We start from the raw sequence: 26527 nt of genomic DNA, 5'->3' as shown, positions 1-26527 counted from the left end.
AGTTAGCGTTGCCGGTGATTGAAGGCGACACTTCTCGTAGAGACGAATTAAATGAGATTGTTCGTCTAGCCACAGAAAAAGTTCGTAACCGTCCAGACTCTAGGCGTGGGCCGTTTGTAATTTCTGATAGTGATCTTAGTACCGAGAATAATATCTCGGACGAGTTTTTACTATAGTCCCGTTTTTTTTGTGCGTGACGCATTATTGCGTCGCGCACTTTTAATTGCTTATAGACTGTCGCGGGTTGAGGGATTGGGGTTAACTTAATTTCTTCGGCGGTTATGATTTTTTTAATCGAATGTATTTTTTAGAAGGAAATTGTTTCTAGTATTGTATGCTTTCTTATGTGCCGTCCGTCGCTCGAATAGATGCGTTGATCTTCTTTCCGGTTTCCTTGTTGCGTTCACGCTGGCGGACTTCCGCGATGGAAAGGCATAGCCTGACAATCTGTGGTGTGATCTGGGTAATCCTCACTGCTCGCGGCGGGACGATCACTCCGGCACCTCAGGCGGATCGACGATCATCAGCTTGTCGTCGGGCAGGGGGCGTTGAAGCTTCTTTGCCTCTTCCCATGGCTCTGAAAGCCATGCGGCCATTTCATCTTCGGTGGTGAGAATGACCGGCATCGCCTTCTTGTGCACCGGCGCAACGACGCTGTTGGGCTCCGTGGTCAGGAACCCATAGACCTCGTGATCGTCCGGATCCTCACGCGCCATGCGCTTGCCGTGCCAGGGCGTCCAGAGGCCGGCGAAGACGAAGAGCGGCCGGTCTTCATTCAGCGCGAACCATGCATTTGGTGTGCGCTTGTCTCCGTCCTTCTTGCTTGCTGGATCGGGCTCGGCAAAGCTCGTAACCGGCACGAGGCACCGGCTTTCCGGCGAGAGCCATTTTCGCCAATGAGCTGATGAAGTGTTGCGGATATTCGTGACGCCGCTGTCGTGCTGCCCCTTCACGAACATGGGCGGCGTCGGCATGCCCCATCGGGCACGCACCATTTCCCGCTCGCCATCTTTGCCGACGCGAACGATCGGCGCATAGCGATTGGGATAGACCTGTAGCGACGGCTCGTTGAAGGCGTATTCCCGCGTTGTCTTGATGAAATCGCGGATCGCCTGGCGCGTCGAGGTCATGTTGTAGAGATTGCACATTGGTCGGGATCACCTCGGCCATTGATTTATGACCATGATGATATTGCCGCGCGTGTTTTGGCAACTCCTGCATTTCAGGCGCTTTGATATGTCTGCAGGCATGGCATCCCGGCCATAGCGCCGCTCGAGCGCCTTCCTGTCGAGCTCACCTATCGATTTGCAACGGCGACAGACCGCTCCGAGCACATAGTAATGATCAATATCCTTGAGGCGGATGACGCCGTCACGGGTGAAGAAAACCACCTCTGACAGGTGGAGTGGCTTGAACTGGCGCATATGGCGGCTCCGACATACATTTGCCGCACGGTTTCATTTTTCATCGACGCGCCGCCCCAGCGCGAACAAATCCCCAACTGACAGATGCCTCCAGCGCCTCGATGCGCCCGGAGAGATAATCCCGCTCTCCCAGAAGGGCGATCACAGCCTCGCGCGGATCGCCTCCGCAAGCCTCGATGATGGCGTCGGCCGCCGGCTCGTAAGGATCGGCTTCGGGCTGCGGTTTCATTGAATGGTCCACGCGCCATCTCCCGTCAGTTCATTCTTCCTCATCTCATCGGAATGTTTTTCATCTGGCTCGATGCACCAGGTGGACGGCAGGTCCGCCTTGCCGGTGGCAAAACGCTCAAGGATTTCCCGCTTGGCGTCCTCATCGTCCGGCAGGAGCGAAGAGAGACCATCCGGTTTTCCAAACCAGCGCCACGGCTCGACGCAGATGTGCATCACCCCATCAATGCGTTCGAAGCGATAGGTGCAGCCGGAGCGCTCGATAAGGCGCTCCACGGCTTGCTCGATCGACAGGCCCGATTCGTCCTCGAACCCGTCGTCATCTTCCATGTTGAAGACGGTGTAGGTGGTCATTCTGTTCTCCATCAGAAGGCCGGATCGTAATCCAAACCCTCTTGACGAGTCCAGAGTTTGTTCCATTTTTGTTCTCGTTACGCATGCGGCGACGTGACGACTGAAAAACGAAAAGGAGACACCAATGTCACGCCGCAAAGGTGAGCCGTCCGGGGCTCAGATCGACCGCACCCACCCGCACCAGGTTGGGTTGCCTGATCACAAGGTGATGGGAGCAAATTACGAAGTCGTTCGCGGCTTTTGCAAAGGCCTGTCGCTGCATCTCAGGACGCAATCCGTATTCGCCGGATGGGCCGGGCCGAGAGGGTGCTACTTCATCATCTTCTGTTTTGCGGAGAAGGAAGACGCGGATCTGTTCGCTGCCGAGTTCGACGGCATTCCGTTCGATGCGAAGCGGGACCGAGGGAAGGGCGATCGGAAGCGGTTCTGGGATTCTGGACCCAGAAACTGGTGCGACACATAAGCTAGACGCCCAACTGCGCTACCTCTTTCAAGATTCAGCGACCTGCTCAGGCAAGCGATAAGGTGATCGCCATGTCCAGGCTCTATTGCACCTGTGGCTCTTTGGGTGGCGCAGCTCTGCGTGTGAATGGGGATTGAGTTCTTTGCAATATCCACTTGTCTACCTTTTACGGGTATTTCTCGGTCTGTGCAGCGTCGTTGCCGGTGCTTCTCCAAAATGTGCCCGGTAGGCGCGTGAGAAATTTGCGACATGTCGGTATCCCAGCCGGTAGGCCACTTCGCCGACCTGGCACTTTTCATCAAGCAGCAGGTTGCGGGCCGTGCGCAGTCTTTCGGTGCGTAGAAAGGCGGCCAGGCTCATGCCACGCAACATTTTGAACATCTGCTCCACCCGCGCGATCTTGAGGCCTGCGCGTGTCGCAAAGTGTCGCGCAGCCGCACCGTCGTTCAGATTGTCTTTCACATGGGCGACAAGTTCATCGAAGCGCATAAGCTCCCATTCGGTGAACATTTCGCCGTCAGGATCATATTCGCAGAAGGCGGTCATGGCCTGGCTGAAAAGCTGCTTTCCCAGGCCTTCAATGGTCATGGCCCGCAATGGGCCATCTATGCTAGGGCCGAATAGGCCTGTGGCCAGCGTCTTGACGCCGGCTGGAAGCGGAATGCTCTCAAGGCGCTCCAGTAATTTGCCACGCGCCATGAAGGGGGCAAGCCTCATCGGCTGATTTCCGTTTAGCTGGCGTTTGAGAAGGCGCAGCGAGATGGCCACGCCGGTATGCCGTATCAACGTTCCAGCGCGAACATCCAGGATGAAGCCAGAGGGCCCAACCCTCATGAGGCTCAGCGTGTTCTCGGCCATGGGACCCGTGGTCCCGATGGGGGTGCTGAAATCTGCGCCGCCGGCGAGTTGGACAGAAAAGCCGATCCATGGCTGGGGCAACCGGTTTGTCACGGTAAAACGGCAGTTCGATTCGGCTTCGATCTCCGACCGATAGATGGCGACATCATTGCCGAATGTCAGGCGTTCCACCCTTCCATGTGCACCGGGAATGGCAATCGCATTGCCACCGACCATGTGCCATTCCGGTGCATCTCCATTCTGCTGCATTGGTTTTTTTGCCCCTGAAACCCTGGAAAACTGCGCGCTGGCTGAATATCTAAAACTAGAAATGAAAATGATAAGTCATCATGAAAGTGATAATCAATTCATGTAGCTAAATAAAACGCCTGCCAGTAGCTTCCGGTCGAATTTGTCATTTGCGAATACCGGAAAGTCAGGGCGTCCCATGAAATTCAAAACGCTATCGAGCGGTCGTTTTTCCAGCAGCGCGAAGGCGATCAGAAAGAGGCGGCTGTGGGCAAGCACGGCCCTGGCCGCCCTCAGTGTGGTTGCGCAGGTGGGACACGTCCGGGCGCAGGAAATCATCGACGGGTCCATGGAAACCGTCGATGGCGATGGCACGGGAACCAAACCGAGCCCGTGGCTGCTTCCCGGTAGCCTTATCCTTGGTGACCAGAATGCCGGAATGCTGATCCTGCAAAACGGAGGCCTTGCGTCTGCGACCGACGTGCAGCTTGGGGCCAGGGCCTCGGGCGAGGGGCAGCTCTGGCTTCATGGATCGGTAGCTGATCGCGGTGTGCTTGAAACCGGTCAGGTCAGTGTTGGTGCGGGCGGCGGAACGATCAGTTTTGACGGCGGCATTCTTCGCCTGACGCGCGATGAGGCGGACCTTTTTGCGGGCTTTGACGATGGTGACATCACAATCGGCTATGCGAATGCCTATATCGACACGCAGGAACATTCGGTTGCGACGTCTGTTGGTCTCGAAGGCGTTGGCGGTCTGCTGAAGCGTGGCTCGGGCACGCTGACGCTCACCGGACACAATCGCTATCAATCAGGAACGACCGTTTACGAAGGTGTACTTGCGGTCGATGGCGGAAGCATAACCCATACAGCCGGGCACGTTGTGGTGGCTGCGTCCGGCGGGGACGACGCGTCCCTGATTATCAAGAATGGGGGCGCAGTCAGCGGCTACAACAGCCAGATCGGGATGGGTAGCGGGTCGATCGGAAAGGCTCTCGTGACTGGCGCCGGATCATCATGGCTTAGCGCCGGAACGTTAGACATTGGCCGTTTCGGAAAGGGTGGTCTCACGATTGAAGATGGTGGGCTCGTCGAAAGCCGCGATGCGCGCATCGGGTATGCCCAGAACGCTGTTGGTGAGGCGCTGGTTTCCGGAGCTGGCTCGAAATGGCGTCTGGATGACGGGCTGGAGGTCGGTCGAACTGGAAAAGGCGCGCTGACCATAGAGGATGGGGGAGTTGTCCAGTCCGGCTCTGCGTTTCTCGGCACAAACGCAACCGGTCGTGGGACGGCTTTGGTCTCAGGCACCGGGACGCATTGGGGAGTTGTCGGAGAACTCGTCGTTGGCCGGGCAGGTGAGGGGGAACTTCATATTTCAGACGGTGCGATCGTCTCTGCCGGCCGGGTCGAACTAGGCATGTTCAGCAATGCGTCAGGTACGCTGAGGCTCTCTGGCACGGCGGGGTCGAGAGGCGTTCTGGAAACTGAGCAAGTCAGCGAAACGTCCGGGGAAGGAAGCCTCATTTTCGATGGCGGAGTTCTGCGGCTCACTGCTAATGAGTACAACCTTTTTGCCGGACTTGAGGCGGGTGATGTCACAATCTCCGGGGGCGGCGCTTACATCGACACGCAGGGCTTCTCGGTTCACAGCGCCTACGCTCTTGGCGGCTCCGGCGGTCTGATCAAGCAGGGCAACGGGTCTTTGACGCTTTACGGTGCGAACACTCACACCGGTGGCACGATTGTTGAGGCGGGAACGCTTGTTCTCAAGGGCGGTGACGCGCTTGCCGATACGGGCGCGGTCGAGCTTCAGGGCGGCGTGCTTCGGCTTGATGACGATGAAACGATAGGGTCACTTGCCGGTGTTGCTGGTGCGCACATCAGTCTGCAGGCCAACACGCTGATCACCGGCGGAAGCGACAACAGCTCCGCTCTCGCCAGCAGCATTTCAGGAACCGGCGGGTTCGAGAAACAGGGGGCGGGAACGCTTGTCTATACGGGCGATGGTTCTGGCTTTAGCGGAACGACCAGGGTTCTCGATGGTGCGCTGATCGTCGGAGTGGGCGGCAACGGCGCTTTGGGTGGCGCGGTTGAAGTCCTCAATGGAGGGGTGCTTGGCGGCTCCGGCGACCTGGGAGCGCTGACCGTGGCTTCGGGTGGTGTTCTGAAACCCGGAAACTCCATCGGGACACAAAGCGTTTCCGGAAACGCGACCTTTGAAAACGGCTCGGTCTTTGAAGTCGAAGTGGACAATGCCGGAAGCAGCGATCGGCTGGCGGTATCGGGCCGTGCTTTTCTCAATGGTGGAACAGTGAATGTGCGTGCCGAGAACGGGACGGATGACGGCTCGACCTATGATCCTGCAACAATCTACACGATCCTCACCGCAACGGGTGGTGTGAGCGGTGCGTTCAGTGGAGTGACGGAGAATTTCGCTTTCCTCGATGCAGCACTCGCCTACGATCCCGACGCCGTGTTGCTCACTCTTTCACGCAATGAGACGGACTTTCCCGAATTGGCAAAAACGCACAATCAGCGTGTTGCAGCCATTGGGGCGCAAAGCCTTGGGAGCGGCAATCAGCTTTTTGACGCCATTCTTGGCCTGAGTGACGGCCAGGTGCCAGGTGCATTCGATGCGATCTCAGGCGAAATCTACGGATCGATCAGAAGTGGCTTCATCGCCGACAGCGGCTTTTTGCGGGATGCGGCCTCGGAGCGCGTCCGGCGTGCAATCGGGATCGGGGCGCCTGCTTCTGCGCCACAGTTTTGGAGCTTGGGTGTCGGCTCCTGGCAGACCTTTTCCAGCGATGGAAACGCGGCGCAATACACGCATGATACGCGTGGGCTGTTGCTGGGGGCTGATGCCGAGATCGCTGGCTGGAATCTGGGGCTCATGGCGGGGTATAGCCGTTCATCCTCTCGCTCGGCAGATCGAGCTTCGGCTGGCAACAGCGATAACTATCATCTCGGCATCTATGGTGGACGCCAGTGGGAGGCGCTCACGTTCAGCGGCGGGTTCGCCTATACCCGGCATGAAGTGGATGTGCGCCGCTCGGTCGCGTTTGCGGGGTTCAGCGAGACCCTTTCTGCAGCGTATGATGCCGGAACGGCGCAGGGCTTTGGAGAGCTGGGCTATCGGGTGGAAACGCCTGTCGCGACGGTCACACCTTTTGCCGGGATTGCTCACATCTCCCATTCGTCCGACGGATATGCGGAAGAGGGCAGCGCTGCAGCTCTGGAGGCGCTCGCGCAGACCAGCAATGTCACATACACAACGCTGGGAGTGCGCATGGAACGCGATGTCAGTCTCGACGTCTTCAGCGGCGCATTGCACGGGGCGATCGGCTGGCAGCATGCATTTGACAACGAAGTGGCCCTGGCGCGCCATGCACTGGCGGGAGGCGATGCCTTCAGCGTTGCCGGTGCACCCATTGCGGCAGACACATTGCTTCTGGAGGCGGGCTTCTCGTTAGCATTGAGCGATACCGCTACTCTCGGAGCAGCCTATGGAGGGCAAGTTGCCCGTGGCGCTGCGCGGCACTCGCTCGATGCAACACTCTCCATCAGCTTCTAAAATCCGCCCCAGCGTTTCCGACCTGCCTGTTGCCCGCAGGTCGGGCAGCGGGACGCGCAGCCTATATGCCTGCAAAGCGCTCCTGGATGGGGCGATTCAGTTTACACTTGACGGCGGAACCCCTTGGTTTCGACGGGTGCCAGATGGTGGGTGATGTAAACCGATCCGCTGTAACATATTGGCATTTCAGTGGAAATCGCTCCGCCGCCTAGTCTGGGGGTCAAGGGGTCGTGGGTTCGAATCCCGCCGCTCCGACCATTTTCCTTTACATCACAACAGTTTGCAGTCCACTTCTCCTTCCGTGGACTGATTGCTGGTCTGTGCATTTGCCTGTTCGGCTTGGAACGTGTCCTGAGGCGCGTTTCTGCAGATCACAATCACTGTTTTGTCAGACCCAAAGACAGGCATGGACTTCGGGTGCGCCCTGGTTTTCCTCGTGTGTCACGAGCCGGAATGAGCGTTTTGTGCTAGGCTGGGCCGATAGACACCACTGCTGGAGCTGATTTTTATGAGAATCGCATGCCTTCCGCAGTTTGCACAGATCGCGTGCCTGTCAGTGGCCTGTTCGTTGGGCGCTTTATCCACCGTTTCAGCGGAGCCGGCGCGCATCATCTTCGCGCATAAAAACTGGTCGGACCTTCGCGGCGTCCTCAACGTGTTTGAAACTGCCAGAGCCGCGTGCCTTGCTCAACCCGTGACAAAGGATCTCCCTAAGCAATTGTTGCCCGAAGGCTACGAGATCGTCTCATCGAGCCTGCATGCTCTCGGCTTTGAGACCGGCTCTGAACCGAAAGCGGTGGTGCTCTCCAGGACTGGGGATGAAGCAAATGACTATGCCGAGGGAGCACCTCCTTATGTCGAACTGACATTCGCCACCGACGCGGCACCGAGCGGAGGGTGCCGTGTGGCTTGGAGAAGGAAATGGGACTATTCGCAGGATGTGGACCGCATCATGGACAGCATGGCAGTGCTGTTCGATCCCTGGTTTTCCTACGCGCTCAAGGCTGTGCGTGTCTCACGGCCAGATGATGGCTTCACCGCGCAGGAGCAGTACAGTCTTCTCAGTGAATGGGCGGTGCCATGCTTCGGCGGCAAATGGTGTCGGGTGGGCGCGCTTCTGGAACTGCGGCGTGATGAGGGCGTTCATCTCACCATCACGCGAAGCGAAGAACCGGTGGGCTCGCAAGACGCCAACTAGGTTGGGACAGAGGTTTGGCCTCTTGTTCCGAGGCTCTTTACCGGTCCTGTGTCGACTTACAGGCGCCGCGCCATCCATTTCTGCTCCAACGCTATCATGCCCCAGAGGAGGCCGAGGAGCAGGTAGAAATGGCGCCAGTGGTCGGTATCGATCACGGTTCCCAGGGCCACATGACCAACGAAGACGATGTAGACGCAGATCAAATATGGCTGCCAGGGACGGCGGCGGAACAGAATGCGGAAGCCCGCTGTGACCGTCCACAGGATCAACGTCAGATAAGCCGCAAAACCCAGCCAGGAATAATCGAGCAATGCCTTGAGCCAGATATTGTGGGTGTCCTCACCGAGAATCTGGCCGAATTGCAGAGGCCCGATGCCGAGGGGATTTTCAGTCGCCCATCCGAAGCCAATTCCGAAACGGGCAAAGCGGCCAAGCCGGGCGCTGTCATAATCCTGCACGAGTTGCGCGCGTTGGGTGAAGAGCTCCGAGACCGCCGGAATCTGAAGCGCAAGGATGAGGGCAAGTGCGATGGCGGCGATTGCAAGCAGCGCTGTAACGGCAATTCGCAGCCGTGCACTGGCTGTGCCGGCATTGAGAAAGACGGCAAGAACGAGAAGGCTTGCCGTCATGAGAAGAAGTCCCCAAGCGCCGCGCGAAAAAGAAAAGAAGATGCCGCCGGTGACAATCAGAAGCAGCGGTGCGGAGACAAGCGCGATGGATGGCCGCGCGGTGAGGATAAGGTAAAGCAGATAGATCGCCGGCAGCGTGAGAAACGGGCCGAAGACGTTGGGATCTTCGAAGACACCGGCTGCGCGCCCGAACTTAGTGAACATCGCTGCGCCGGGAAAGGCGTTGAAATATCCCAAGATACCGAAGAGCGCTGTGGCTGCGGCAGCGGCCACCCAGGCGCGGAAGACAACCGAAAGCAGGTCGGATTCCGCCTCGATGATCGCTGCGAAGAATACGGATGTGAGCGCAAGAAACAGCGACACCGCGATGTAAAGCGGGATGGTGCCCAGATCTGCAAGTTGGGACAGTGAGATGAGACCACCGATATTGAAGGCGACGAGCAGCGCCAGAAGCGGCGCGATGCGTCGCGATATCCGCAAGCCCGCGAGCGCCCATATTGCGATCAGGCCCACCATGTAGAGCTCATAGGGTGCGGGTTCGCGAATAACGAAGCCCGACAGGAAAACCCCAAGCCCGATTGCCGCCAGTTTCATGAGAGAAACCAGCTTGGCGTCTATGGCGGCGCGGGCAAGCCCGGGCGGCTCTCTATCGTAGGTGAGCAGGCTCAATAGGCGTTTTCCGTATTGAACAGGCTGATTGGCGTCAGGAACAAGATCTTCAGGTCGAGCCAGAGCGACCAGTTTTCGATTTAGTAGAGATCGTATTCCGTGCGCTTGCGGATTTTCTCATCTGAATCCACTTCGCCGCGCCAGCCATTGATCTGCGCCCAGCCGGTAACCCCGGGCTTCACCTTGTGACGGGCGAAGTAACCATCGACGACTTCTTCGTAAAGCCGATTGTGGGCCTGGGCAGCCACTGCGTGCGGCCGTGGACCCACAAGGGAGAGGCTGCCGAATAGCGCGTTGAAGAACTGGGGCAGCTCATCGATGGAGGTCTTGCGGATAAAGCGGCCGACACGGGTGACGCGAGGGTCATTCTTTGTCACTGCGTTCTTTGCTGTTGGATCGCACTGGTCCACATACATGGAGCGGAATTTCAACACCTCGATGGACTCATTGTTGAATCCGTGGCGTTTTTGCCTGAACAGCACAGGCCCCTTGCTGTCGAGCTTGATGGCGATGGCCGTGGCGATCATGATCGGAGAGAAAACGAGAATGCCGAGCAGGCTGAAGACGATGTCGAAGCCTCTCTTGGCGACCGAGTCCCAGTCGTTGATGGGGCGGTCGAAAATATCCAGCATCGGTACCGAGCCGATGTAGGAATAGGCGCGCGGACGAAACCGCAGATGGTTTGCATGAGCCGAGAGGCGGATGTCGACCGGCAGCACCCAGAGTTTCGACAAAAGCGACAGCACGCGCTTCTCCGCCGAAATCGGCAATGCCACAATCAGCATGTCGATACGGGCAATGCGGGTGAACTCCACGAGCTCGGTGATCGTGCCGAGCTTCGGGTAGCCGGCCACAACGGGCGGGGAACGCAGATCGTCGCGATCATCGAACAGCCCGCAGATGCGTATGTCATTGTAGGGCTGTTGCTCGATGGATCGAATAAGCTGCTCGGCATTGGCGCCTCCACCCACGATTACCGCGCGCCGTTCGATCGTTCCATTGCGCGCCCAGCGGCGCAGGAGCTGCGACATGGTGATGCGCAGAACGAGAAGCGCCATGAACCCGCAGACAAACCAGGATCCAAGCCAGAAACGTGAGAAACTGTCGGAGATTTTCAGAAAGAAGCCCGTCAGAGCCAACGCTGCGAATGTCGCCATCCAGGCGATGAACACGCGCCCCATGGCACCGGTGGGATTGCGCAGAGCACGCATCTGGTAGCAGCTGGTGAATTCGCACAGCACCACCATGAGAAGGGAACCGCCGCCGATAACGGTCATGTAGTGCCAAAATAGCACCGGCGAGGTGCCCACATAAATGGCATAGAGAACAAAGCCGGTCGCAAGCAACATTGTCAGTTCGACCAGTCGCATGACGCCGAGAACCATGACTGGCGACATGGTTTCGCGCTTGTATTGTTGTGCGACCTGCCAGGCAATGGGATTGAGCTTGCTCTGCTCATCACCGGCCTTCAGCATGCCCGACTGTTTCGGCGCCTTCGACACCTGAAGCCGTTTCGGGTCAATCTGATTCATGAACTGGCAATGCCCCCTGACGTTTGCGATCTTACGTTAGGTGCCAGGGGCTAAAAATATGTTTCAGGCGCAGTGGAGCTGAAACTGCTCGTATTTGTGCTTAACGTTTGGTGTCCAGGCTGGCTCTGTATGCCGTCTCGATGGAGGCCGCCATGACGTCCGCGCCGAAACGTGCGCGCAGCTCACCTTTTTCCGGCATCAAAGCATGGAAAGCGGCTTCGTCGGCCAGGGCCAGCTGCATTTTTTGGGCGATGGCGTCAGCATCCGGCTGGGTAAGCGCTGGGGAACTCTGTCCGAAAATTTCGGGAATACCGCCGACCGCGCTCGCGATCAGCGTGCGTCCGGCTGCCAGCGCCTCCAATACGATATAGGGCATGGCTTCGGCGCGCGAGGGGACAACCATGATCCTGGCCAGTGAAAACGCATCGCGAGCCGGCATGGCCGGAAGAAAACGGATGCGTTCACCGAATTCAAGTTGAAGTGCCTGATGCTTGTAGCGGTCGAGGTCGTCGCCGTCGCCGACCATCACAGCATTGAGCTTGCGACCGATTTTCCTCTCCGTCAGGGCAAGCGCGTCGATAAAAAGGTCTGGGCCCTTCAAGTCACGCATCATGCCGATGTAAAGGAAATCAGAAGCTCCGGAGAGAGTTTCAACGGGCGCGAATTCATCCGCCGTCAGCCCGTTATAGACCAATGTTGAGGGCGCGCGGGGAATCCCGACCTTCTGCTCAAATGTACGTCGCTCATAATCCGACACGAAAAGGATGTGGTCGGTCAGGCGATCCATCATGCGTTCGATCGAGAAGAAGAAGCGACCGGTAGCGGTCTCCGCGGCATAATGCAGGCTGCCACCATGGGGGGAATAGATGCGTGCCGGCTTCTGCCCCGACATGCGCATCAAGGTGCCGAAAACCCGTGCATATACGCCGCCCTTGGCGCCATGTCCGTGCAGGACGTCGGGTCGCATGTCACGGACGACGCCATAGGCACGCCGTGCTGCCGAAATGTCGCCCAGTCCGATATGGCGCTGCATGGGAGTGCGTTTCACTCCCAGGGAAAGGCGTGGCTCGAGCTCGGCAATGAGGCTTGCTTCATAGCTGCCGCCCGTGGTGGAATCGCAGATGATGCCGACCTCATGCCCTGCCGCACGCTGTGCATCGCAAAGGTCGCGAACATGGCGAAAGATTCCGCCAACCGGAGAGCGAAAGCAGTGAACGATCCTCAGTTTTTCCCGAGAGGACAAGGCCTCGACCCTTGTTGGTGAATACGCTTCAGAAAAGGCGTTCGCGGACATAGACCGTGTCACCAGGGAGAAGCGGATCGGAGGTGACGACGCGACCTGTCAGGACCTTGCCATTGATGTCACGGGTGATGTCGACATTGCTCTGATTGGCCCGGGCGCTGAAACCGCCGGCAGCAGCGACAGCCTTTTGAACCGTCATCCCCGGAACATAGGAGTATTGGCCGGGAGACCCCACTTCACCCATGACAAACACCGGACGGTAGCGATCAATTTCGACCGTCACATCGGGGTCGCGAAGATAACCCTGCCTCAGCATGCTGGCGATTGCCTGTTCCACCTGTTTGGAGGTTTTGCCCCGGGCAGCAACCGAGCCGATCAGCGGGAAGGCAATGTATCCGGACTGGTCGACACTGTAGGTGTTGGTCAGATTGTCCTGGTCGAAAACGGTCACCCGCAGTGAGTCTCCCGCGTCGAGCACATAAGGCTGATAGAGCGCTTCGTGGAATGCCGCTGGTGCCGGGCGATACCCCGAACAGCCCGCAGCAAGAATGAGTGCTGCCAGCACAGGGAGGAGTTTGGCTGTTTTCATCATGACCGACTGCAAACCTCTGACGTCATCGAGTCCCGCCTCTGAACCGCTTGCGACGTTGCCGCCAGAGCAGGCACCATGCTCGTCTTATCCATCCGTTAGGGTTAATGTCGGGTAAAGCCACGCCTTATGCCCCCATAACGGGCATGTATTTACCCTTTAACGGCTGACGCGAGGCTTTAACCGGCTGGTTACTATGCCCGTTTACCTTGGCGGCAAGCAGATTGGGAGCCAACTGGATGAACAGCGATCAGATCGCGCATGGTGACGTGGATGTCGACCTGGGTCGGCTTTTTGCCGGCGTTCGGCGTAAATGGCCACGCATTCTCTTCGCCGCGCTTGTCATCACGGGACTGGTTTTTGCCGTCACCTACACCGTCACACCACAATATCGGGCCCAAACGCGGCTGCTGATCGAGACCCGCGAATCCGTTTATACCCGCCCGCAGGGCGTGAATGACGGGGACCGGCCGATCCTTGACGGCGAGGGCGTGGCAAGCCAGGTCGAACTGATCACATCCACGGAGATCCTCACGAGTGTGGCGGAGAAATACAATCTCGCCAACCGGGGAGAGTTCGCCGGTGGCGGTGGCTCTTTCCTGTCCGGCCTGCTGGTGATGGCGGGGCTGAAGAGCGCTCCTGTCGAAGGGACACAGGAAGAAAAGGTTCTGCGCGCTTTCCGTGAGCGTCTTACCGTCTATCGCGTGGAGAATTCGCGAGTCATCGTTATCGAGTTTTCTTCCGAGGATCCAAAGCTTGCGGCTGAAATTCCAAACGCGGTGGCCGACGCCTATGTCGCCATGCAAAGCGAGGCGAAGCTCCAGTCAAACACCAGCGCGACTCAGTGGCTTGAACCGGAAATCGAGGATCTGCGCGAGCGTGTAAAGGAAGCCGAAGCCCGCGTCGCCGAATATCGCGCGCAGTCTGATCTTTTGCTTGGTCAGAACAACACAGTCCTGGCGACGCAGCAGCTTGCCGAACTGTCGAGCGAGCTGTCTCGCACCCGCGCCAATCGGTCGGCAGCGACGGCCCAGGCAGAGTCTGTGCGTAGCGCGCTGCAAAGCGGTGCCGCCGTGGAAACTCTGCCAGAAGTCATGGCATCGCCCCTCATTCAGCGCTTGCGTGAACGCCAGGTGGAACTCAACGCACAGATAGCCGACCTTTCGACGACGCTCCTTGGCAATCATCCACGCATCCGGGCCCTGCGTTCGCAGCTCGCTGATCTTGACACGCAAATCAGGAGCGAAGCCAACAAGGTTCTCGCCGGGTTCGAGGCCGAAGCCGCGACGGCCCAAAGACGCGAAGAAGAGCTGACTGCGGAACTCAATAGACTGAAAGCCGCATCCGCGGTTGCAGAAGAAGAGCAGGTGGAACTTCGCGCGTTGGAGCGGGAGGCAGCCGCCCAGCGCGAATTGCTGGAATCCTATCTGACGCGCTACCGCGAAGCGGCATCCCGCAGTGATCGCAATTATCTGCCCGCGGATGTTCGCATCTTCTCGCGCGCCATCACGCCAAGTGAGCCATATTTTCCCAAGATCATGCCAATCACGGTGGCTGCCTTTGTCGCATCGCTGTTGATCATGGCCATCATCACGCTACTGCAGGAGCTGTTCAGCGGCCGTGCCATGCGTCCGACCAGCGGTGTTGCCGCTCCGGTGCCCGCGACCGCGCGAATGCCGCGTGCTGAACCTTTGGTTGATGTCGGGGCCCCCTTGTCCGGGGTTTCCAAATCCGTTCCTGCCGGGAAGATGGTCTCGGCCTCCATTCCTGAACCGGAGGAGCAGCGTAAGCCGGAACCCGTGGCCCGCTACGGCGAAATCAATATTGAACAGGCATCTGAACGGCTCGTGACCGGAGGCGCCACCCGCGCCCTGTTCATCTCGCCGGAAGGCGATGAGGCTGCTGCGGCATCGGTTCTGGTCGCGCGGGATGTGGCCGATTCCGGCCTGCGCGTTCTGCTTCTTGATCTGACTGCATCGGGTGCAGCTTCTTTGCCCATGCTCGAAAGCACAGCCTATGCCGGCATCACCAACCTTCTCGCCTCCGAGGCGCAATTTGCCGATGTGATCCACAACGACCTCTTTTCGGAGTGTCACATTATTCCAGTCGGCACGGCTGACCCGCAGCGCGCCATGCGTGCGGCGGACCGGCTGCCGATCATCATGGAGTCTTTGTCGGCTGCCTATGATGTGGTGATTGTCGAATGCGGTCCGACGGATGCGCAGGCAATCCGTCGTCTTCTCTCCTCCGATACGGAAGTGCTTGTCAGCATGATTGATCCGGAAGAGGGGGAACTCGTTCTGGAGATGCTGGACGAGTTGCGGGACAGCGGTGTCGACGCACCCATATTGGTTTCGCCTGCTGGCTACAGCATGCCGCCTGCGCCTCCTGGACGTGACGCGGCCTGATTCCCGCAATTGGGCTCAGCCATTCGCTGAGCTGAGCCGGCGACGCAAGGCCTTCGCGACACGCCATAGACGCGGATCATTGTTGATCACATGTTTGGCGCGCGCGGCCGCGGACAACCCAAAAGTCAAAATGCGGCCTTTTTCGGTGAGGGGCACGAAAGTGTCGAACTGGATGGTTTCCAGGTCGCACCACAGACGTTTGTAATACTCGTCGCCAACACTGAAATCATAGACCTTCAGCCCTTCCGAACAGGCTTCCTGAATGTTCTCATAGAAGAGGAAACGGCCGGGGCTGGCATCGGTCAATTCATCGTCCGCGATTGAACTGAACTCGCAGACCAGTCGATCGCCCGTGCGGCTTGAGCCTGTTACGGCACGAAGCTTTCCGGCCACTTCAAGCCCGTGAAGCACAAAGCGCGGATCTTGCGTCTCGGCCGCATCACCAAACAGTGTCCGAAACGCGTCTTTCACCGCGTCAGGTGCAAAAACATTCTGAATCCCCATCTGGGCGAAGCGGTGCGCCTTCATGTCAAAGAAGGCGTTCAGCATCACTTCAGCTTCGGCGCGTGAACGGGCGAGACGTCGTTCGACCTTACCGGCCGCCTCCAGCTTGCGGGCCTGAGAGCGATGCTGCTTTCGCTTCCGTTTGCCGCTTGAACGCGCGAGCACGGCGTCAAAGCCACCGTCAAGATTGACCGCCAGCGAGACATTGGGACTGTCATTATGTGGCCAGCCCAGCAGGGGGTTCTCCTGACCGTTGCAATGGCGCAGCTGCCGTTCGAGAACCAAAGCGTCAATGTCTGGCCGGGCTTGTCGGATGCCATCGCGAAGTGCAGTCCGATGCGTTTCGGGAAGACCATCACGAACCCGCAGGTGCAATGCCGGGAAATTACCGTTGGCGTGCCTGTTGCTTATGAAGCGGGCGAGGCGGAAGCCGCCCTTTTTGACGATTTCGAGGGCCAGGCTCATGAGATGCCCCTGTCCGTCGCAAAGGCGCACCAGGATGGCAGGATGAGGCGTATGTTTCGTCCAGGCCGAAACCCAATCGGGGCTTTGGGCCGGCATGAAGCCCGCCTCGGCGCAGTCTTTGCGGTAGCGCTCCAGGGCTACAGCACTGGCATCGCAAACCTCGACCCTGAGATTGCCTTCGCCGTTCATGCTGGCAGAAGGAATGCGTTTTGGTTGCTCGGCAAACGTCATCTTCCATCGCTGTCGTCGAAGCCGCCCTTCCGGCAGCGCCGTTTCTTTGTAGCGATAAAAGGTGAAAGAACAATCGACGGGTCAGGCGTCGTGCTCAGGCTTGCCGATCATCCACCGGATGATGAACATGGCTGGTATGATCCACAGGAGGCCGGTCAGGAAGAAATAGGCGAGGTGGATCAGTGGCCCTGACTGGGCAAGCTGGGCGACGGCGATCGCTGTCGAGAGGATGGCGTAAATGGCCACAAGCGCAACGAGCGCAACCATGCCAATGAATTTTCGCAGACGTACGGGCATGAAAAACACCTTTTGCGTGCTTCATAGAGCGCGGGGCGAGGCGATGCAATCGCGCACCTTCTCCTGCGCGACGGCTTGTCGCGCAGGTGGCAGTTCAGCTTGCAAGTCGGAGGGCTTTGGTTCACCAACGGTCAACGTTCAAAATGACGATGGCTGACGCTGTGAATATGACCGCTTCCAGTGCTGAAAGGGCAGATGTCTCGCAGGAGACCCTTCTGCGGAACCGCAAATTCGTTCGCTTCTGGCTTTACTTCGTGCTTTTGACCTTGTTCGCCCTGGTGATCGTCGGCGGGGCGACGCGGCTGACGGAATCAGGCCTTTCCATCACGGAGTGGAAGCCGATACACGGTGTCATCCCACCGCTGAGCGAGGCCGAATGGCAGGAGGAACTGGAGAAGTACCGCCAGATTCCCGAATATCAGCAGGTCAACAAGGGGATGAGCCTTGATGCGTTCAAGACGATCTTCTGGTGGGAGTGGGCGCACAGGCTTCTTGCGCGCGGGGTCGGATTCGTTTTCGCCCTTCCGCTTGCCTTTTTCTGGCTGACGGGGCGACTGGAAAACAGCCTGAAACCGAAGCTTCTGGGAATACTTGCCTTGGGCGGACTGCAGGGGGCGGTCGGCTGGTGGATGGTTGCTTCCGGACTGGTGGATCGGGTCGATGTGAGCCAGTACCGGCTTGCCACGCACCTCACCATCGCCTGCCTGATCTTCGCTGCCACCGCTCTCGTTGCGCGTGGCCTTGCACCGCACACGACCGGCAAAGCCGATGAAAGTGTTCGCCGCTTTGCCGGCTGGATGGTGATTGCGGTTCTGTTTCAGATTTATCTCGGCGGCCTCGTGGCCGGCCTGCGCGCCGGTATGACCTACAACACCTGGCCGCTGATGGACGGTGCGCTGTTCCCAGGAGGGCTGTTTGCGCAGACGCCGGCCTGGATCAATTTCTTCGAGAACCCGAAAATGGTGCAATTCGTGCACAGGCTCGGTGCCTATGCGCTTCTGATCCTTGCCGTTTGGCAGATCGTGTTCGTGATGCGCCGGGAGCCGGGAACGCCGCATGCGCGCCGCACCATCCTTTTCGGGGTTCTCGTGATGGCTCAGGCGACCGTTGGCATCATGACTCTCATCATGGTCGTGCCCATCGATGTGGCGCTCACCCATCAGGGAATGGCGCTTGGCGTGCTCTTCTTCGCCTGCGCTCACTGGCGCGCGACCAAGGGGCCTTATCCTCTGCCTGAGCCATCACGCCACAGCCGTGACGAGGACGAGGTCTACGCCGCCGTATAATTTCAGGCAAATCGCCAAAGAAAAAAGGCGCGTCCTTCAGGGCGCGCCTTCATTTTTCCATCAGCCGAAGCTCAGAGTCCTTCCAGCATCAGGTCCATGTTCTGAACGGCCGCTCCTGAGGCACCCTTGCCCAGATTGTCGTAGACAGCGATGAGGAGCGCCTGCGCGCGGGCGTCATTGGCAAAGACATGGAGCGTCATCGTGTTGGTGTTGTTGTGAATTTGCGGATCGATATCCGCCGTACGCTCGACTGACGCGAGCGGGGCAACCTTGACCACGCCATTGTCGATCGCCCCGTAATGGTCGGCAAGTGCTGCATGGAGCTCGGCACCGGAGGGCACACGGTCGAGCTGGCCGAGTTGCAGGGGTAGGGCGGTCAGCATTCCTTGTGCAAAATTGCCGACCGCTGGCTGCATCAGCGGTGTTTCGGCAAGCCGTGCATAGGTTTGCAGTTCCGGCAGATGCTTGTGATTCAGGGTGAGCCCGTATGGCATGAAATCCGGTGCTTCAGCGCCTTTGGCCTCATAGTCCTCGATCATGGTGCGCCCACCACCCGAATAGCCTGAGATGCCATTGACGGTGACGGGGAGATTGGCGGGCAAAAGATCTGCAGTGATAAGCGGACGCAAGAAGGCGATGGAGCCCTGCGGCCAGCAACCGGGATTGGCGACACGTTTGGCATCGCGGATCGCTGCACTCTGCGCCTTGTCCATCTCGGCAAAGCCATAGACCCAGCCCTCGGCGACGCGATGGGCCGTGGAGGCGTCGATAACGCGCGTGGTATCATTCCCGATCAACGAGACGCTTTCGCGCGCTGCATCATCCGGCAGGCACAGGATGGCGATGTCGGCTGCATTGAGGAATTCTGCACGTGCTGCCGGATCCTTGCGCTTCTCGGCGGGAATGGAAATCACCTCAATGTCGCGGCGCTCGGCCAGTCGCGCCCTGATCTGCAGGCCGGTGGTGCCGTGTTCGCCGTCGATGAAGATTTTCGCCGTCATGATATCAGTCCTGGAAAAGAGTCGTATTTCAACTGGTTACGCACGCGTTCGGAATCAACCCGTAAAGCGCCTGAATTGATGCTTCAGCTCTTATCGTCGCTTTCGTGCCGCGAGAAGGCCGAGATAGTGCATGGCGATGGTCGCCCCGGCGATTGCCGTCACATCCGCATGGTCATAGGCAGGGGCAATTTCGACAATATCCGCGCCGACAATCTCCAGCGCGCCGAGCTGGCGCAGCACCGAGAGCATCTTCGCGCTGGATGGGCCACCGGCCACGGGCGTTCCGGTGCCCGGCGCGAAGGCCGGGTCGAGGCAGTCGATGTCGAAGGTGACATAGGTGGGACGATGGCCGACACGGGCGAGAACGGCTTCGGCAATCTCGCCGGCCTTCATTTCTTCCACGTCATAGCCGTGCAGGATGGCGATGCCGCAATCCTCCGGCGCGTGGGTGCGGATGCCGACCTGAATGGACACGGCCGGATCGATGACGCCATCGCGCACCGCGCGGCCAACGAAGGAGCCATGGTCGATCCGCTTGCCGTCGTCGTACCAGGTGTCCTGATGCGCATCGAACTGTACGAGGGCGAGGGGGCCGTGCTTTGCCGCATGGGCTTTCAACAGCGGCCAGGTAACGAAATGATCGCCCCCAAGCGAGAGTAGGAACGCGCCGGATTTGAGAATTTTCGTCGCCTCGCGCTCAATTGTCACCGGTGTCTTCTGGTGATTGCCATAGTCGAGCAGGCAGTCGCCATAATCGATAACCGACATGGTCTCGAACAGATCCGCGCCGAACGGATATTGAGGATCGTTGTCGAAGATCGCCGAGGCACGGCGGATCGCCTGTGGACCGAAGCGCGCGCCCGGCCGGTTGGAGACGGCTGCGTCGAACGGGATGCCCCAGACCACGGCGTCAGCGCCCTTCAGTGATTTGGTGAACTTGCGGCGCATGAAGGAGAGCGCCCCCGCATAGGTGGGGTCGCTGGCCGCACCGGTCAGGCTGCGGGCGGTGAAGGCGTGGTCGATCGAATTCGACGGCATGGCGCTCCTCCTGAGATGAACCAGATGGGTAGGGTGAAGCCCAACTCTGCGCAAGAAAAAAGCGGACCCGAGGGCCCGCTTTTTCGTGTCTGGCAGTTCTGGAAGCTTAGCGCTTGGAGAACTGGAACGAACGGCGAGCCTTGGCGCGGCCGTACTTCTTACGCTCGACCACGCGGCTGTCGCGGGTCAGGAAGCCACCCTTCTTAAGGACGCCGCGCAGCTCCGGCTCGTAATGGGTCAGAGCCTTGGAGATGCCATGACGAACGGCACCGGCCTGACCGGACAGGCCGCCGCCGACGACGGTGGCGACAATGTCATACTGGCCGTTGCGGTCGGCTGCGACGATCGGCTGCTGCAGGATCATCTGCAGGACCGGGCGAGCGAAATACGCCTGGAATTCCTTGCCGTTGACGGTGATCTTGCCGGAGCCCGGCTTGACCCACACGCGGGCGATGGCGTTCTTGCGCTTGCCGGTGGCGTAAGCGCGGCCCTGGGCGTCCAGCTTCTGCACATGCACCGGAGCTTCCTGCTCGGTGGTCTGCGCAGCGGTTGCCGCACCCAGCTCTTCAAGGGAGTTGATTTCGGCCATTACTGGGCCCTCACATTCTTCTTGCTCATGGCGGCGACGTCGAGCGTCTCCGGGTTCTGGGCGGCGTGCGGGTGCTCGGCGCCGGCGTACACACGCAGATTTTTCATCTGGCGGCGGCCAAGCGGACCACGCGGGATCATACGCTCAACAGCTTTTTCGACCACGCGCTCGGGGAACCGGCCCTCGAGCAGCTGGCGCGCTGTGCGCTCCTTGATGCCGCCGGGGTGACCCGTGTGCCAATAATATTTCTTGTCGGTGTATTTCTTGCCGGTGAAGACCACCTTGTCGGCATTGATGATGATGACATTGTCGCCATCGTCCACATGCGGGGTGAAGGTGGGCTTGTGCTTGCCGCGGAGACGGTTTGCAACGATGGAAGCGAGACGGCCCACGACAACGCCTTCGGCGTCGATCAGGATCCACTTCTTCGTCACTTCCGCAGGCTTCTGCGAAAAGGTTTTCATGGGTCTTTTTCCACTTTCATGAACCCGGCCCAAAGGCAGGGCGTTTCTTGTTGCTTGTGTTTGCGAGGTCTCGTGTCACGAAGAAACGGCCAGCACAAACCAATGCATCCCCAGTTCGAGATGCAGCGATGGTTTCCTATAGAGCGTTTGGGATGGCGTCAAGTTGATTTTCTTGGCTGGTGCTTGAAAAACATAAATAAAAACAATGAATTAAAAATATGGTATCATAATACCTCATGAAAATGGAGCTGATGCCAGAAATTCCGCGGCAAAGCCGCTCAATCCGCGGGCGGAATGGAATAGGTGCCGGTGGCATGGGCGACGATTTCTTCGCGCTCACCTGCGATCAGTTCGGCCTCGAAAACCATCAGGCGCCGCCCCAGTTTGAGGATGCGGCAATGACCATCCACCGTGCCGGCGCCGGCCTTGCGCATGAAGTTTATGTTGAGATTGGTGGTGACGGTGAGGGCTCTGCGACCGATATGAGAGAGGGCGCAGACATAGCCGCCTATGTCGGCGAGGGCGAAAAGCGATGGGCCGGAAACCGTGTCGCCGGGGCGCAGGTGCTGGTAGCGCGCTTCCAGCCGTACCGTACAGCGCCCCGGAGAGATGCTGAGTGCGCGATAATCGGGAACCTCTCCGCTGCAGGCTTGCGGAAATACTTCGCGCAGATAGGAATTGACGTCTTCGGCGTTCATCACCGGTTGGAACCTTTGTCCACCGCTGCGTGCATCCATCAACCTTGTCCTCCCCATTTTGCCTGACTGGTGCTTTGCGAAGGCGACCAATCAGTGAGAGAATTGCCGGATTGCCGAAGCAACACAAGCGGCACTAAGGTGGCAACGGATCACACGCAGGGAGGAAGACCATGGCCGAAGCGGCAGCAGTTCAGGAGAGGATACAGGCACCTGTCGCTGTGAGCGAGGCCGATGGCATCCTGTATCTGACGCTCGCCAGCCCGCCGGCCAATGCGCTGTCCATCGCCATGATGGAGGCGCTGAAAGGCGCTCTTGAACGCGCCCGCGACGATGAAGCGGTGCGCGTCATTGTCCTGCGCTCCGAAGGCAAGGTGTTTTGTGCCGGTCATGATCTGAAGGAATTGACGGCGCACCGCGCCGACACGGACCGGGGCAGGGGGTTTTTCGAAAAGACCATGCTTTTGTGCGCCAGCCTGATGCAGACCATTGTGCGCCACCCCAAGCCTGTGATTGCCGAGGTGAGCGGGGTTGCCACCGCTGCTGGCTGCCAGCTTGTTGCCTCCTGCGACCTGGCCGTGGCCAGTGAAGCAGCGCGGTTTGCAACGCCCGGTGTGAATATCGGCCTGTTCTGTTCGACGCCCATGGTCGCCCTGTCGCGCAATGTTTCGCGCAAACACGCAATGGAAATGCTGCTCACGGGAGAGATGATCGACGCGCAGACGGCGCTCTCATTCGGTCTCGTCAACCGCGTGGTGCCGGAGAACGAATTGAATCAGACTGCGATGAGTTTTGCACAAACCATTGCTTCCAAATCACCTTTGACGCTCAGGATCGGCAAGGAGGCTTTCTATGCGCAGGACGAAATGGAGCTTTCGCAGGCCTATGACTACACGGTGCGGGTGATGGTGGAGAACATGATGGCACGCGATGCGGAAGAAGGTATTGGTGCCTTCATCGAGAAACGCAGGCCGGAATGGCAGGGCAAATAGAAAGGCCTGCTGGGGTCGGCAGGCAAACTGGCCGTGGCGGACGCCGCCCCCCAAGATTTCTTGTCAATCTTCGGTCCAGCAGATGTGCACCGGACATGCATCCGTATCGAAGGCTGGAATGTGCCGGACCCGCAGCGTGTTGAACGCAGTCGGGCACTCCTCGAGATTTGCCACGAACCTGTCATACCGCTGAATGGGCCCCCCGTTCCTCGAGGGATAGCGCAGGATAACAGAACCGTGCTTCTTTATGCTTGCCTGTATTTGCTGGCAGGTCAGACCTGCAGCCCATGTGCTGTTGTTTGGAAACAGCAAGACCATACCCACGATTGTGACCAACAGCTTTTGCATGGTTTCCCTTTCTGAGCATCGTTGCAAAGCCGCACCATCCCCGGTGAAAACGGCGTACCGGCGATGCGCGGCGGGAAGTAATGCCCGAGGTCAATTGAGGGAAAAAGCTGATATAAACATAAATAAATAAAGGATTTTTTTCTGTTTTTATGCATACCTTTCCGCCTTGCGCCAGCGCGTGGATCGGGACGCAAGCCTGTCTTTCTCAAACAGTCTAAGACAGTGCGAAATCTCAGTTGGAGTGAAGCCAGGGACGCCTGAAAAGCCGCTCCTTCATCTCCGGTTTGCAGCGCATTACCGGACAGGCCTCCCGGTCTGCCGTGGGAATGCTGGCGCGCGCGCCGATATGCCCAACGGGGCAAAGGCTTTCATGGGATACATAACGGTCATAGCGCGGCAGGTTCGGGTTGTTGCGCGACTGGTAACGCATGATGGCGGCACCTTCCGCCGCGATCCTCGCTTGCACCTCAGCGCAGCTCATGGCAGTTGACGTGTAACGGGATATGGCTTCGGCCGGGCTGACGATGAGCGTCGCTGCGACGGCAAGTGTTGCGTATCTCAACATGTTCTACCCCTGGTGTTCTGCTGGCTGGGATGAGCAGATACCTATCATGAAGCCTGTTTGCGCCAACAATGCGGTCGGTGGAATTTTCAGGATTGACCTGATGGGAGGCGGGCAATCGAGGGAAAAAAACGGCACTGGCGAATCTCTGGGAGCGACGATGAACCACGACAAATATGATGACGCTTATATTTCCGGTATATTGAATGCGGTAAAAACTGTCGCCATTGTCGGCGCATCCGCCAATGAGGTTCGACCGAGCTTCTTCGTCACCAAATATTTGATCGACAAGGGCTATACCGTGTTCCCTGTCAATCCGGGGCAGGCAGGCAAGGAGATTGCCGGGCGTCCGGTCGTTGCCCGTCTGGCAGATTTGTCGGGACCGGTCGACATGGTCGACATCTTCCGCCCTTCCGCCGCCATCCCCGGCGTGACTGATGAGATTTTGGCGATGAATCCGCTCCCAAAGGTCGTGTGGATGCAGCTCACCGTGCGCGATGATGCCTCGGCCGAAAGACTGGAAGAAGAGGGAATTCAGGTGGTGATGGACCGTTGCCCGAAGATCGAATATGCCCGGCTTTCACGCGAAATCGGCTGGAATGGCGTCAACAGCCGGGTCATTTCGTCAAAAAAGCCGATCATGCGCAAAGGTTTCCAGAGTTTCGGTATTCGCCAGCGCTGATTTTCCAGTGTGGAGCTGCCTATCGGGACAAAACGCCTTTTCCTGTGGGGGCTCGCTCTGTATTGATGCAGCCGATAATTATGCGTTTTTGGAGGAATAGTGATGAGTGAGCGTACGCCCGGTTTCGACACGCTGGCAGTGCATGCAGGGGCTCAGCCCGACCCGGCCACAGGCGCGCGCGCCACGCCGATCTACCAGACCACCTCCTATGTGTTCGACGATGCGGATCACGCGGCATCGCTTTTCGGGCTCAAGGCCTTCGGCAATATCTACACCCGCATCATGAACCCGACGCAGGCTGTTCTCGAAGAGCGCGTCGCGGCTCTGGAAGGTGGTACGGCGGCGCTTGCCACGGCATCGGGCCATGCAGCACAGCTTCTCACCTTCCACACGATCATGAAGCCCGGCGCGAATTTCATTGCGGCCAAGAAACTTTACGGCGGGTCGATCAACCAGTTCGGCCATGCCTTCAAGAATTTCGATTGGCATGTGCGCTGGGCCGATCCGGAAAATCTCGACAGTTTTGAAAGCCAGATTGACGATCAGACGCAGGCGATCTTCGTCGAAAGCCTCGCAAATCCCGGCGGCACTTTCGTCGATCTGGAAAAGATCGGCGACATCGCCCGCAAGCATGGCCTTCCCTTCATCGTCGACAACACGATGGCCTCGCCTTACCTGCTGCGTCCCATCGAGCACGGCGCAGACATTGTGCTGCACTCGCTGACCAAGTTCATGGGCGGCCATGGTAATTCCGTCGGCGGCGTTCTGGTAGATGGCGGCACGTTCGACTGGTCGAAATCGGGCAAATATCCGATGCTGTCCGAGCCGCGCCCGGAATATGGCGGCATGGTGTTGCACGAGACCTTCGGCAATTTTGCCTTTGCGATCGCCGCCCGCGTTCTGGGCCTTCGCGATTTCGGCCCGGCAATCTCGCCCTTCAACGCCTTCCAGATCCTCACCGGCATCGAGACGCTGGCGCTTCGCATGCAACGCCACAGCGACAATGCGCTCAAGGTGGCCGAATGGCTGAAGGGGCACGACAAGGTGTCCTGGGTTTCCTATCCGGGCCTGCCCGACGATCCCAATCACGGCCTCATGAAGAAATACTCCCCCAAGGGCGCGGGTGCGGTCTTCACCTTTGGCCTTAAGGACGGCTTCGATGCGGGTGTGAAGGTGGTGGAGAGCGTGGAGCTCTTCTCGCATCTGGCCAATATCGGCGACACCAAATCCCTGATCATTCATCCGGCGTCCACCACGCATCGCCAGCTTTCCGATGAGCAAAAGGCTGCAGCTGGTGCAGGCGTCGATGTAATCCGTCTGTCGATCGGTATCGAGGATGTGGAAGACATCATTGCCGATCTGGAGCAGGCGCTGGCCCAGATCTGATCGGGCTAGCTTCTGAGAAATCGGAACGGCGCGGGCTTTCGGTCCGTGCCGTTTTATTTTTGCGGGATGGGCAGGGGCCCCTCCGTCTTCACGGTGCGCATGGAAAAGTTTGAACGAATGTCCTCCACCATCGGCAGTTCCAGGAGGACGTTGCTCAGAAGAACCTCGTAGGCGGCCAGATCCGGTACCACGATTTCAGCAATGAAATCCGGTGCGCCGGATACCATGTGGCAGGCCACCACCTCGGGGATGGCTTCAAGGGCCTTCTGGAGCCCGTCAGCGTTCGCCCGGTTGTGGCGGTTGACCTTGATCTCGGTGAAAACGGTCAGGCCGAGCGATACGGAACGGCGATTGATGATGGCGCGGTAGCCACGGATCACGCCCTCGCGCTCCAGCCGTTTTACACGCCTCAGACACGGCGAGGGCGAGAGGCCCACAAGGTCTGCAAGTTCGACATTTGTCAAACGCCCGTCCGCCTGCAGCGCGCTCAGAATTCGCAGATCGATAGAATCCAGTGATATTGGCATGTATAAGCCATTTTGATTTTCCTGTTGGCAGTTTATGCCAATCTAGAGCGCTAAAGAAGACTATTT

At 58.7% G+C, this 26527-nt stretch carries 25 protein-coding genes and 1 pseudogene; 8 read left to right on the top strand and 18 right to left on the bottom strand.

The window, feature by feature from the left end; all coding sequences use genetic code 11:
- Positions 1-491: 491 nt before the first annotated feature.
- From H7H48_RS02125 to H7H48_RS02110, 4 genes are read right to left on the bottom strand one after another with little or no spacing between them, the layout of a single operon-like run.
- Positions 492-1148, bottom strand: coding sequence for an SOS response-associated peptidase (locus H7H48_RS02125; RefSeq protein WP_229447164.1), 657 nt, complete (start codon positions 1146-1148; stop codon positions 492-494).
- A 9-nt stretch (positions 1149-1157) separates the two neighbouring features.
- A complete protein-coding gene (locus H7H48_RS02120) occupies positions 1158-1424 on the bottom strand; it encodes a hypothetical protein (protein WP_229447163.1) in 267 nt (88 codons plus the stop codon).
- A 40-nt stretch (positions 1425-1464) separates the two neighbouring features.
- Positions 1465-1653, bottom strand: coding sequence for a hypothetical protein (locus H7H48_RS02115; protein ID WP_229447162.1), 189 nt, complete (start codon positions 1651-1653; stop codon positions 1465-1467).
- The gene (locus H7H48_RS02110; protein ID WP_229447161.1) at positions 1650-2006 is read right to left on the bottom strand and encodes a hypothetical protein; all 357 of its coding nucleotides are present in this window, start codon (positions 2004-2006) and stop codon (positions 1650-1652) included. Before H7H48_RS02110 ends, H7H48_RS02115 begins: the two co-directional genes overlap by 4 nt.
- A 124-nt stretch (positions 2007-2130) precedes the next feature.
- Here H7H48_RS02110 and H7H48_RS02105 point away from each other — a divergent pair, with 124 nt between their 5' ends.
- Complete coding sequence (locus tag H7H48_RS02105; protein ID WP_229447160.1) at positions 2131-2469, top strand: hypothetical protein; 339 nt, start codon at positions 2131-2133, stop codon at positions 2467-2469.
- A gap of 159 nt (positions 2470-2628) precedes the next feature.
- On the opposite strand, the gene H7H48_RS02100 is transcribed toward H7H48_RS02105, so the two are convergent.
- On the bottom strand, positions 2629-3576 hold the full coding sequence (locus H7H48_RS02100) for an AraC family transcriptional regulator (RefSeq protein WP_229447159.1): 948 nt from the start codon (positions 3574-3576) through the stop codon (positions 2629-2631).
- A 178-nt stretch (positions 3577-3754) separates the two neighbouring features.
- Here H7H48_RS02100 and H7H48_RS02095 point away from each other — a divergent pair, with 178 nt between their 5' ends.
- Together H7H48_RS02095 and H7H48_RS02090 are read left to right on the top strand one after the other, a co-directional pair.
- Positions 3755-7126 (top strand): autotransporter domain-containing protein, encoded by a 3372-nt coding sequence (locus H7H48_RS02095; RefSeq protein WP_229447158.1) that lies wholly within the window; start codon positions 3755-3757, stop codon positions 7124-7126.
- A gap of 508 nt (positions 7127-7634) precedes the next feature.
- Positions 7635-8324 (top strand): hypothetical protein, encoded by a 690-nt coding sequence (locus tag H7H48_RS02090; RefSeq protein WP_229447157.1) that lies wholly within the window; start codon positions 7635-7637, stop codon positions 8322-8324.
- 56 nt (positions 8325-8380) lie between these two features.
- On the opposite strand, the gene H7H48_RS02085 is transcribed toward H7H48_RS02090, so the two are convergent.
- The 4 genes and pseudogenes from H7H48_RS02085 to H7H48_RS02070 all read right to left on the bottom strand — a co-directional run bounded on the left by H7H48_RS02085 (position 8381) and on the right by H7H48_RS02070 (position 12989).
- A complete protein-coding gene (locus H7H48_RS02085; RefSeq protein WP_229447156.1) occupies positions 8381-9622 on the bottom strand; it encodes an O-antigen ligase in 1242 nt (413 codons plus the stop codon).
- A pseudogene (locus tag H7H48_RS02080) lies at positions 9619-11097 on the bottom strand (undecaprenyl-phosphate glucose phosphotransferase). Before H7H48_RS02080 ends, H7H48_RS02085 begins: the two are co-directional and overlap by 4 nt.
- A 157-nt stretch (positions 11098-11254) precedes the next feature.
- Positions 11255-12397 carry a glycosyltransferase family 4 protein gene (locus tag H7H48_RS02075; protein ID WP_229447155.1) on the bottom strand — a complete coding sequence of 381 codons (1143 nt, stop codon included), beginning with the start codon at positions 12395-12397 and terminating at the stop codon, positions 11255-11257.
- A 28-nt stretch (positions 12398-12425) separates the two neighbouring features.
- Positions 12426-12989: a polysaccharide biosynthesis/export family protein gene (locus H7H48_RS02070; RefSeq protein ID WP_229447154.1), complete on the bottom strand. Its 564-nt coding sequence runs from the start codon at positions 12987-12989 to the stop codon at positions 12426-12428.
- A 236-nt stretch (positions 12990-13225) separates the two neighbouring features.
- Between H7H48_RS02070 and H7H48_RS02065 the strand changes: the two genes are divergently transcribed.
- The gene (locus H7H48_RS02065) at positions 13226-15394 is read left to right on the top strand and encodes an exopolysaccharide transport family protein (protein WP_229447153.1); all 2169 of its coding nucleotides are present in this window, start codon (positions 13226-13228) and stop codon (positions 15392-15394) included.
- A gap of 15 nt (positions 15395-15409) precedes the next feature.
- On the opposite strand, the gene H7H48_RS02060 is transcribed toward H7H48_RS02065, so the two are convergent.
- Complete coding sequence (locus H7H48_RS02060) at positions 15410-16594, bottom strand: GNAT family N-acetyltransferase (protein WP_229447152.1); 1185 nt, start codon at positions 16592-16594, stop codon at positions 15410-15412.
- Between the two features lie 81 nt (positions 16595-16675).
- Complete coding sequence (locus tag H7H48_RS02055) at positions 16676-16891, bottom strand: DUF2842 domain-containing protein (RefSeq protein WP_229447151.1); 216 nt, start codon at positions 16889-16891, stop codon at positions 16676-16678.
- 167 nt (positions 16892-17058) lie between these two features.
- Here H7H48_RS02055 and H7H48_RS02050 point away from each other — a divergent pair, with 167 nt between their 5' ends.
- Positions 17059-18177: a COX15/CtaA family protein gene (locus H7H48_RS02050; RefSeq protein WP_229447150.1), complete on the top strand. Its 1119-nt coding sequence runs from the start codon at positions 17059-17061 to the stop codon at positions 18175-18177.
- Positions 18178-18248: 71 nt separating this feature from the next.
- Here the strand turns inward: H7H48_RS02050 and argC are convergent, their stop codons facing one another.
- From argC to H7H48_RS02025, 5 genes are all read right to left on the bottom strand, one after another.
- A complete protein-coding gene (gene argC, locus H7H48_RS02045; RefSeq protein ID WP_229447149.1) occupies positions 18249-19178 on the bottom strand; it encodes an N-acetyl-gamma-glutamyl-phosphate reductase in 930 nt (309 codons plus the stop codon).
- 90 nt (positions 19179-19268) lie between these two features.
- Entirely contained in the window at positions 19269-20216 is a 948-nt protein-coding gene (gene speB, locus H7H48_RS02040; protein ID WP_229447148.1) for an agmatinase, read from the bottom strand.
- Between the two features lie 106 nt (positions 20217-20322).
- Positions 20323-20805 carry a 30S ribosomal protein S9 gene (gene rpsI, locus H7H48_RS02035; RefSeq protein WP_229447147.1) on the bottom strand — a complete coding sequence of 161 codons (483 nt, stop codon included), beginning with the start codon at positions 20803-20805 and terminating at the stop codon, positions 20323-20325.
- A complete protein-coding gene (gene rplM, locus H7H48_RS02030) occupies positions 20805-21269 on the bottom strand; it encodes a 50S ribosomal protein L13 (protein WP_229447146.1) in 465 nt (154 codons plus the stop codon). Before rplM ends, rpsI begins: the two co-directional genes overlap by 1 nt.
- Before the next feature lie 278 nt (positions 21270-21547).
- Positions 21548-22006: a PaaI family thioesterase gene (locus tag H7H48_RS02025; protein ID WP_229447145.1), complete on the bottom strand. Its 459-nt coding sequence runs from the start codon at positions 22004-22006 to the stop codon at positions 21548-21550.
- A gap of 131 nt (positions 22007-22137) precedes the next feature.
- On the opposite strand from H7H48_RS02025, the gene H7H48_RS02020 reads away from it, so the two are divergent.
- Positions 22138-22956, top strand: coding sequence for an enoyl-CoA hydratase (locus H7H48_RS02020; protein ID WP_229447144.1), 819 nt, complete (start codon positions 22138-22140; stop codon positions 22954-22956).
- A 580-nt stretch (positions 22957-23536) separates the two neighbouring features.
- On the opposite strand, the gene H7H48_RS02015 is transcribed toward H7H48_RS02020, so the two are convergent.
- Entirely contained in the window at positions 23537-23869 is a 333-nt protein-coding gene (locus H7H48_RS02015) for a hypothetical protein (protein WP_229447143.1), read from the bottom strand.
- A 157-nt stretch (positions 23870-24026) separates the two neighbouring features.
- On the opposite strand from H7H48_RS02015, the gene H7H48_RS02010 reads away from it, so the two are divergent.
- Positions 24027-24548 carry a CoA-binding protein gene (locus tag H7H48_RS02010; protein WP_229447142.1) on the top strand — a complete coding sequence of 174 codons (522 nt, stop codon included), beginning with the start codon at positions 24027-24029 and terminating at the stop codon, positions 24546-24548.
- A 102-nt stretch (positions 24549-24650) separates the two neighbouring features.
- Positions 24651-25934: an O-acetylhomoserine aminocarboxypropyltransferase gene (locus H7H48_RS02005; RefSeq protein WP_229447141.1), complete on the top strand. Its 1284-nt coding sequence runs from the start codon at positions 24651-24653 to the stop codon at positions 25932-25934.
- Positions 25935-25987: 53 nt separating this feature from the next.
- Here the strand turns inward: H7H48_RS02005 and H7H48_RS02000 are convergent, their stop codons facing one another.
- A complete protein-coding gene (locus tag H7H48_RS02000; protein ID WP_229447140.1) occupies positions 25988-26461 on the bottom strand; it encodes an Lrp/AsnC family transcriptional regulator in 474 nt (157 codons plus the stop codon).
- Between the last annotated feature and the right edge of the window lie 66 nt (positions 26462-26527).

This window comes from Nitratireductor sp. B36 (genome assembly GCF_020833685.1).
Lineage (GTDB): Bacteria > Pseudomonadota > Alphaproteobacteria > Rhizobiales > Rhizobiaceae > Nitratireductor.
The sequence above is the reverse complement of the archived record's forward strand: the minus strand, read 5'-3'. Positions and strand labels throughout refer to the sequence as shown.

Bases quoted from the DNA above. Each gene is read 5' to 3' on its own strand.
- H7H48_RS02125 (WP_229447164.1), bottom strand. From the start codon at position 1,148: ATGTGCAATCTCTACAACATGACCTCGACGCGCCAGGCGATCCGCGAT.
- H7H48_RS02120 (WP_229447163.1), bottom strand. From the start codon at position 1,424: ATGCGCCAGTTCAAGCCACTCCACCTGTCAGAGGTGGTTTTCTTCACC.
- H7H48_RS02115 (WP_229447162.1), bottom strand. From the start codon at position 1,653: ATGAAACCGCAGCCCGAAGCCGATCCTTACGAGCCGGCGGCCGACGCC.
- H7H48_RS02110 (WP_229447161.1), bottom strand. From the start codon at position 2,006: ATGACCACCTACACCGTCTTCAACATGGAAGATGACGACGGGTTCGAG.
- H7H48_RS02105 (WP_229447160.1), top strand. From the start codon at position 2,131: ATGTCACGCCGCAAAGGTGAGCCGTCCGGGGCTCAGATCGACCGCACC.
- H7H48_RS02100 (WP_229447159.1), bottom strand. From the start codon at position 3,576: ATGCAGCAGAATGGAGATGCACCGGAATGGCACATGGTCGGTGGCAAT.
- H7H48_RS02095 (WP_229447158.1), top strand. From the start codon at position 3,755: ATGAAATTCAAAACGCTATCGAGCGGTCGTTTTTCCAGCAGCGCGAAG.
- H7H48_RS02090 (WP_229447157.1), top strand. From the start codon at position 7,635: ATGAGAATCGCATGCCTTCCGCAGTTTGCACAGATCGCGTGCCTGTCA.
- H7H48_RS02070 (WP_229447154.1), bottom strand. From the start codon at position 12,989: ATGATGAAAACAGCCAAACTCCTCCCTGTGCTGGCAGCACTCATTCTT.
- H7H48_RS02065 (WP_229447153.1), top strand. From the start codon at position 13,226: ATGAACAGCGATCAGATCGCGCATGGTGACGTGGATGTCGACCTGGGT.
- H7H48_RS02060 (WP_229447152.1), bottom strand. From the start codon at position 16,594: ATGACGTTTGCCGAGCAACCAAAACGCATTCCTTCTGCCAGCATGAAC.
- H7H48_RS02055 (WP_229447151.1), bottom strand. From the start codon at position 16,891: ATGCCCGTACGTCTGCGAAAATTCATTGGCATGGTTGCGCTCGTTGCG.
- H7H48_RS02050 (WP_229447150.1), top strand. From the start codon at position 17,059: ATGACCGCTTCCAGTGCTGAAAGGGCAGATGTCTCGCAGGAGACCCTT.
- argC (WP_229447149.1), bottom strand. From the start codon at position 19,178: ATGACGGCGAAAATCTTCATCGACGGCGAACACGGCACCACCGGCCTG.
- speB (WP_229447148.1), bottom strand. From the start codon at position 20,216: ATGCCGTCGAATTCGATCGACCACGCCTTCACCGCCCGCAGCCTGACC.
- rpsI (WP_229447147.1), bottom strand. From the start codon at position 20,805: ATGGCCGAAATCAACTCCCTTGAAGAGCTGGGTGCGGCAACCGCTGCG.
- rplM (WP_229447146.1), bottom strand. From the start codon at position 21,269: ATGAAAACCTTTTCGCAGAAGCCTGCGGAAGTGACGAAGAAGTGGATC.
- H7H48_RS02025 (WP_229447145.1), bottom strand. From the start codon at position 22,006: ATGGATGCACGCAGCGGTGGACAAAGGTTCCAACCGGTGATGAACGCC.
- H7H48_RS02020 (WP_229447144.1), top strand. From the start codon at position 22,138: ATGGCCGAAGCGGCAGCAGTTCAGGAGAGGATACAGGCACCTGTCGCT.
- H7H48_RS02015 (WP_229447143.1), bottom strand. From the start codon at position 23,869: ATGTTGAGATACGCAACACTTGCCGTCGCAGCGACGCTCATCGTCAGC.
- H7H48_RS02010 (WP_229447142.1), top strand. From the start codon at position 24,027: ATGAACCACGACAAATATGATGACGCTTATATTTCCGGTATATTGAAT.
- H7H48_RS02005 (WP_229447141.1), top strand. From the start codon at position 24,651: ATGAGTGAGCGTACGCCCGGTTTCGACACGCTGGCAGTGCATGCAGGG.
- H7H48_RS02000 (WP_229447140.1), bottom strand. From the start codon at position 26,461: ATGCCAATATCACTGGATTCTATCGATCTGCGAATTCTGAGCGCGCTG.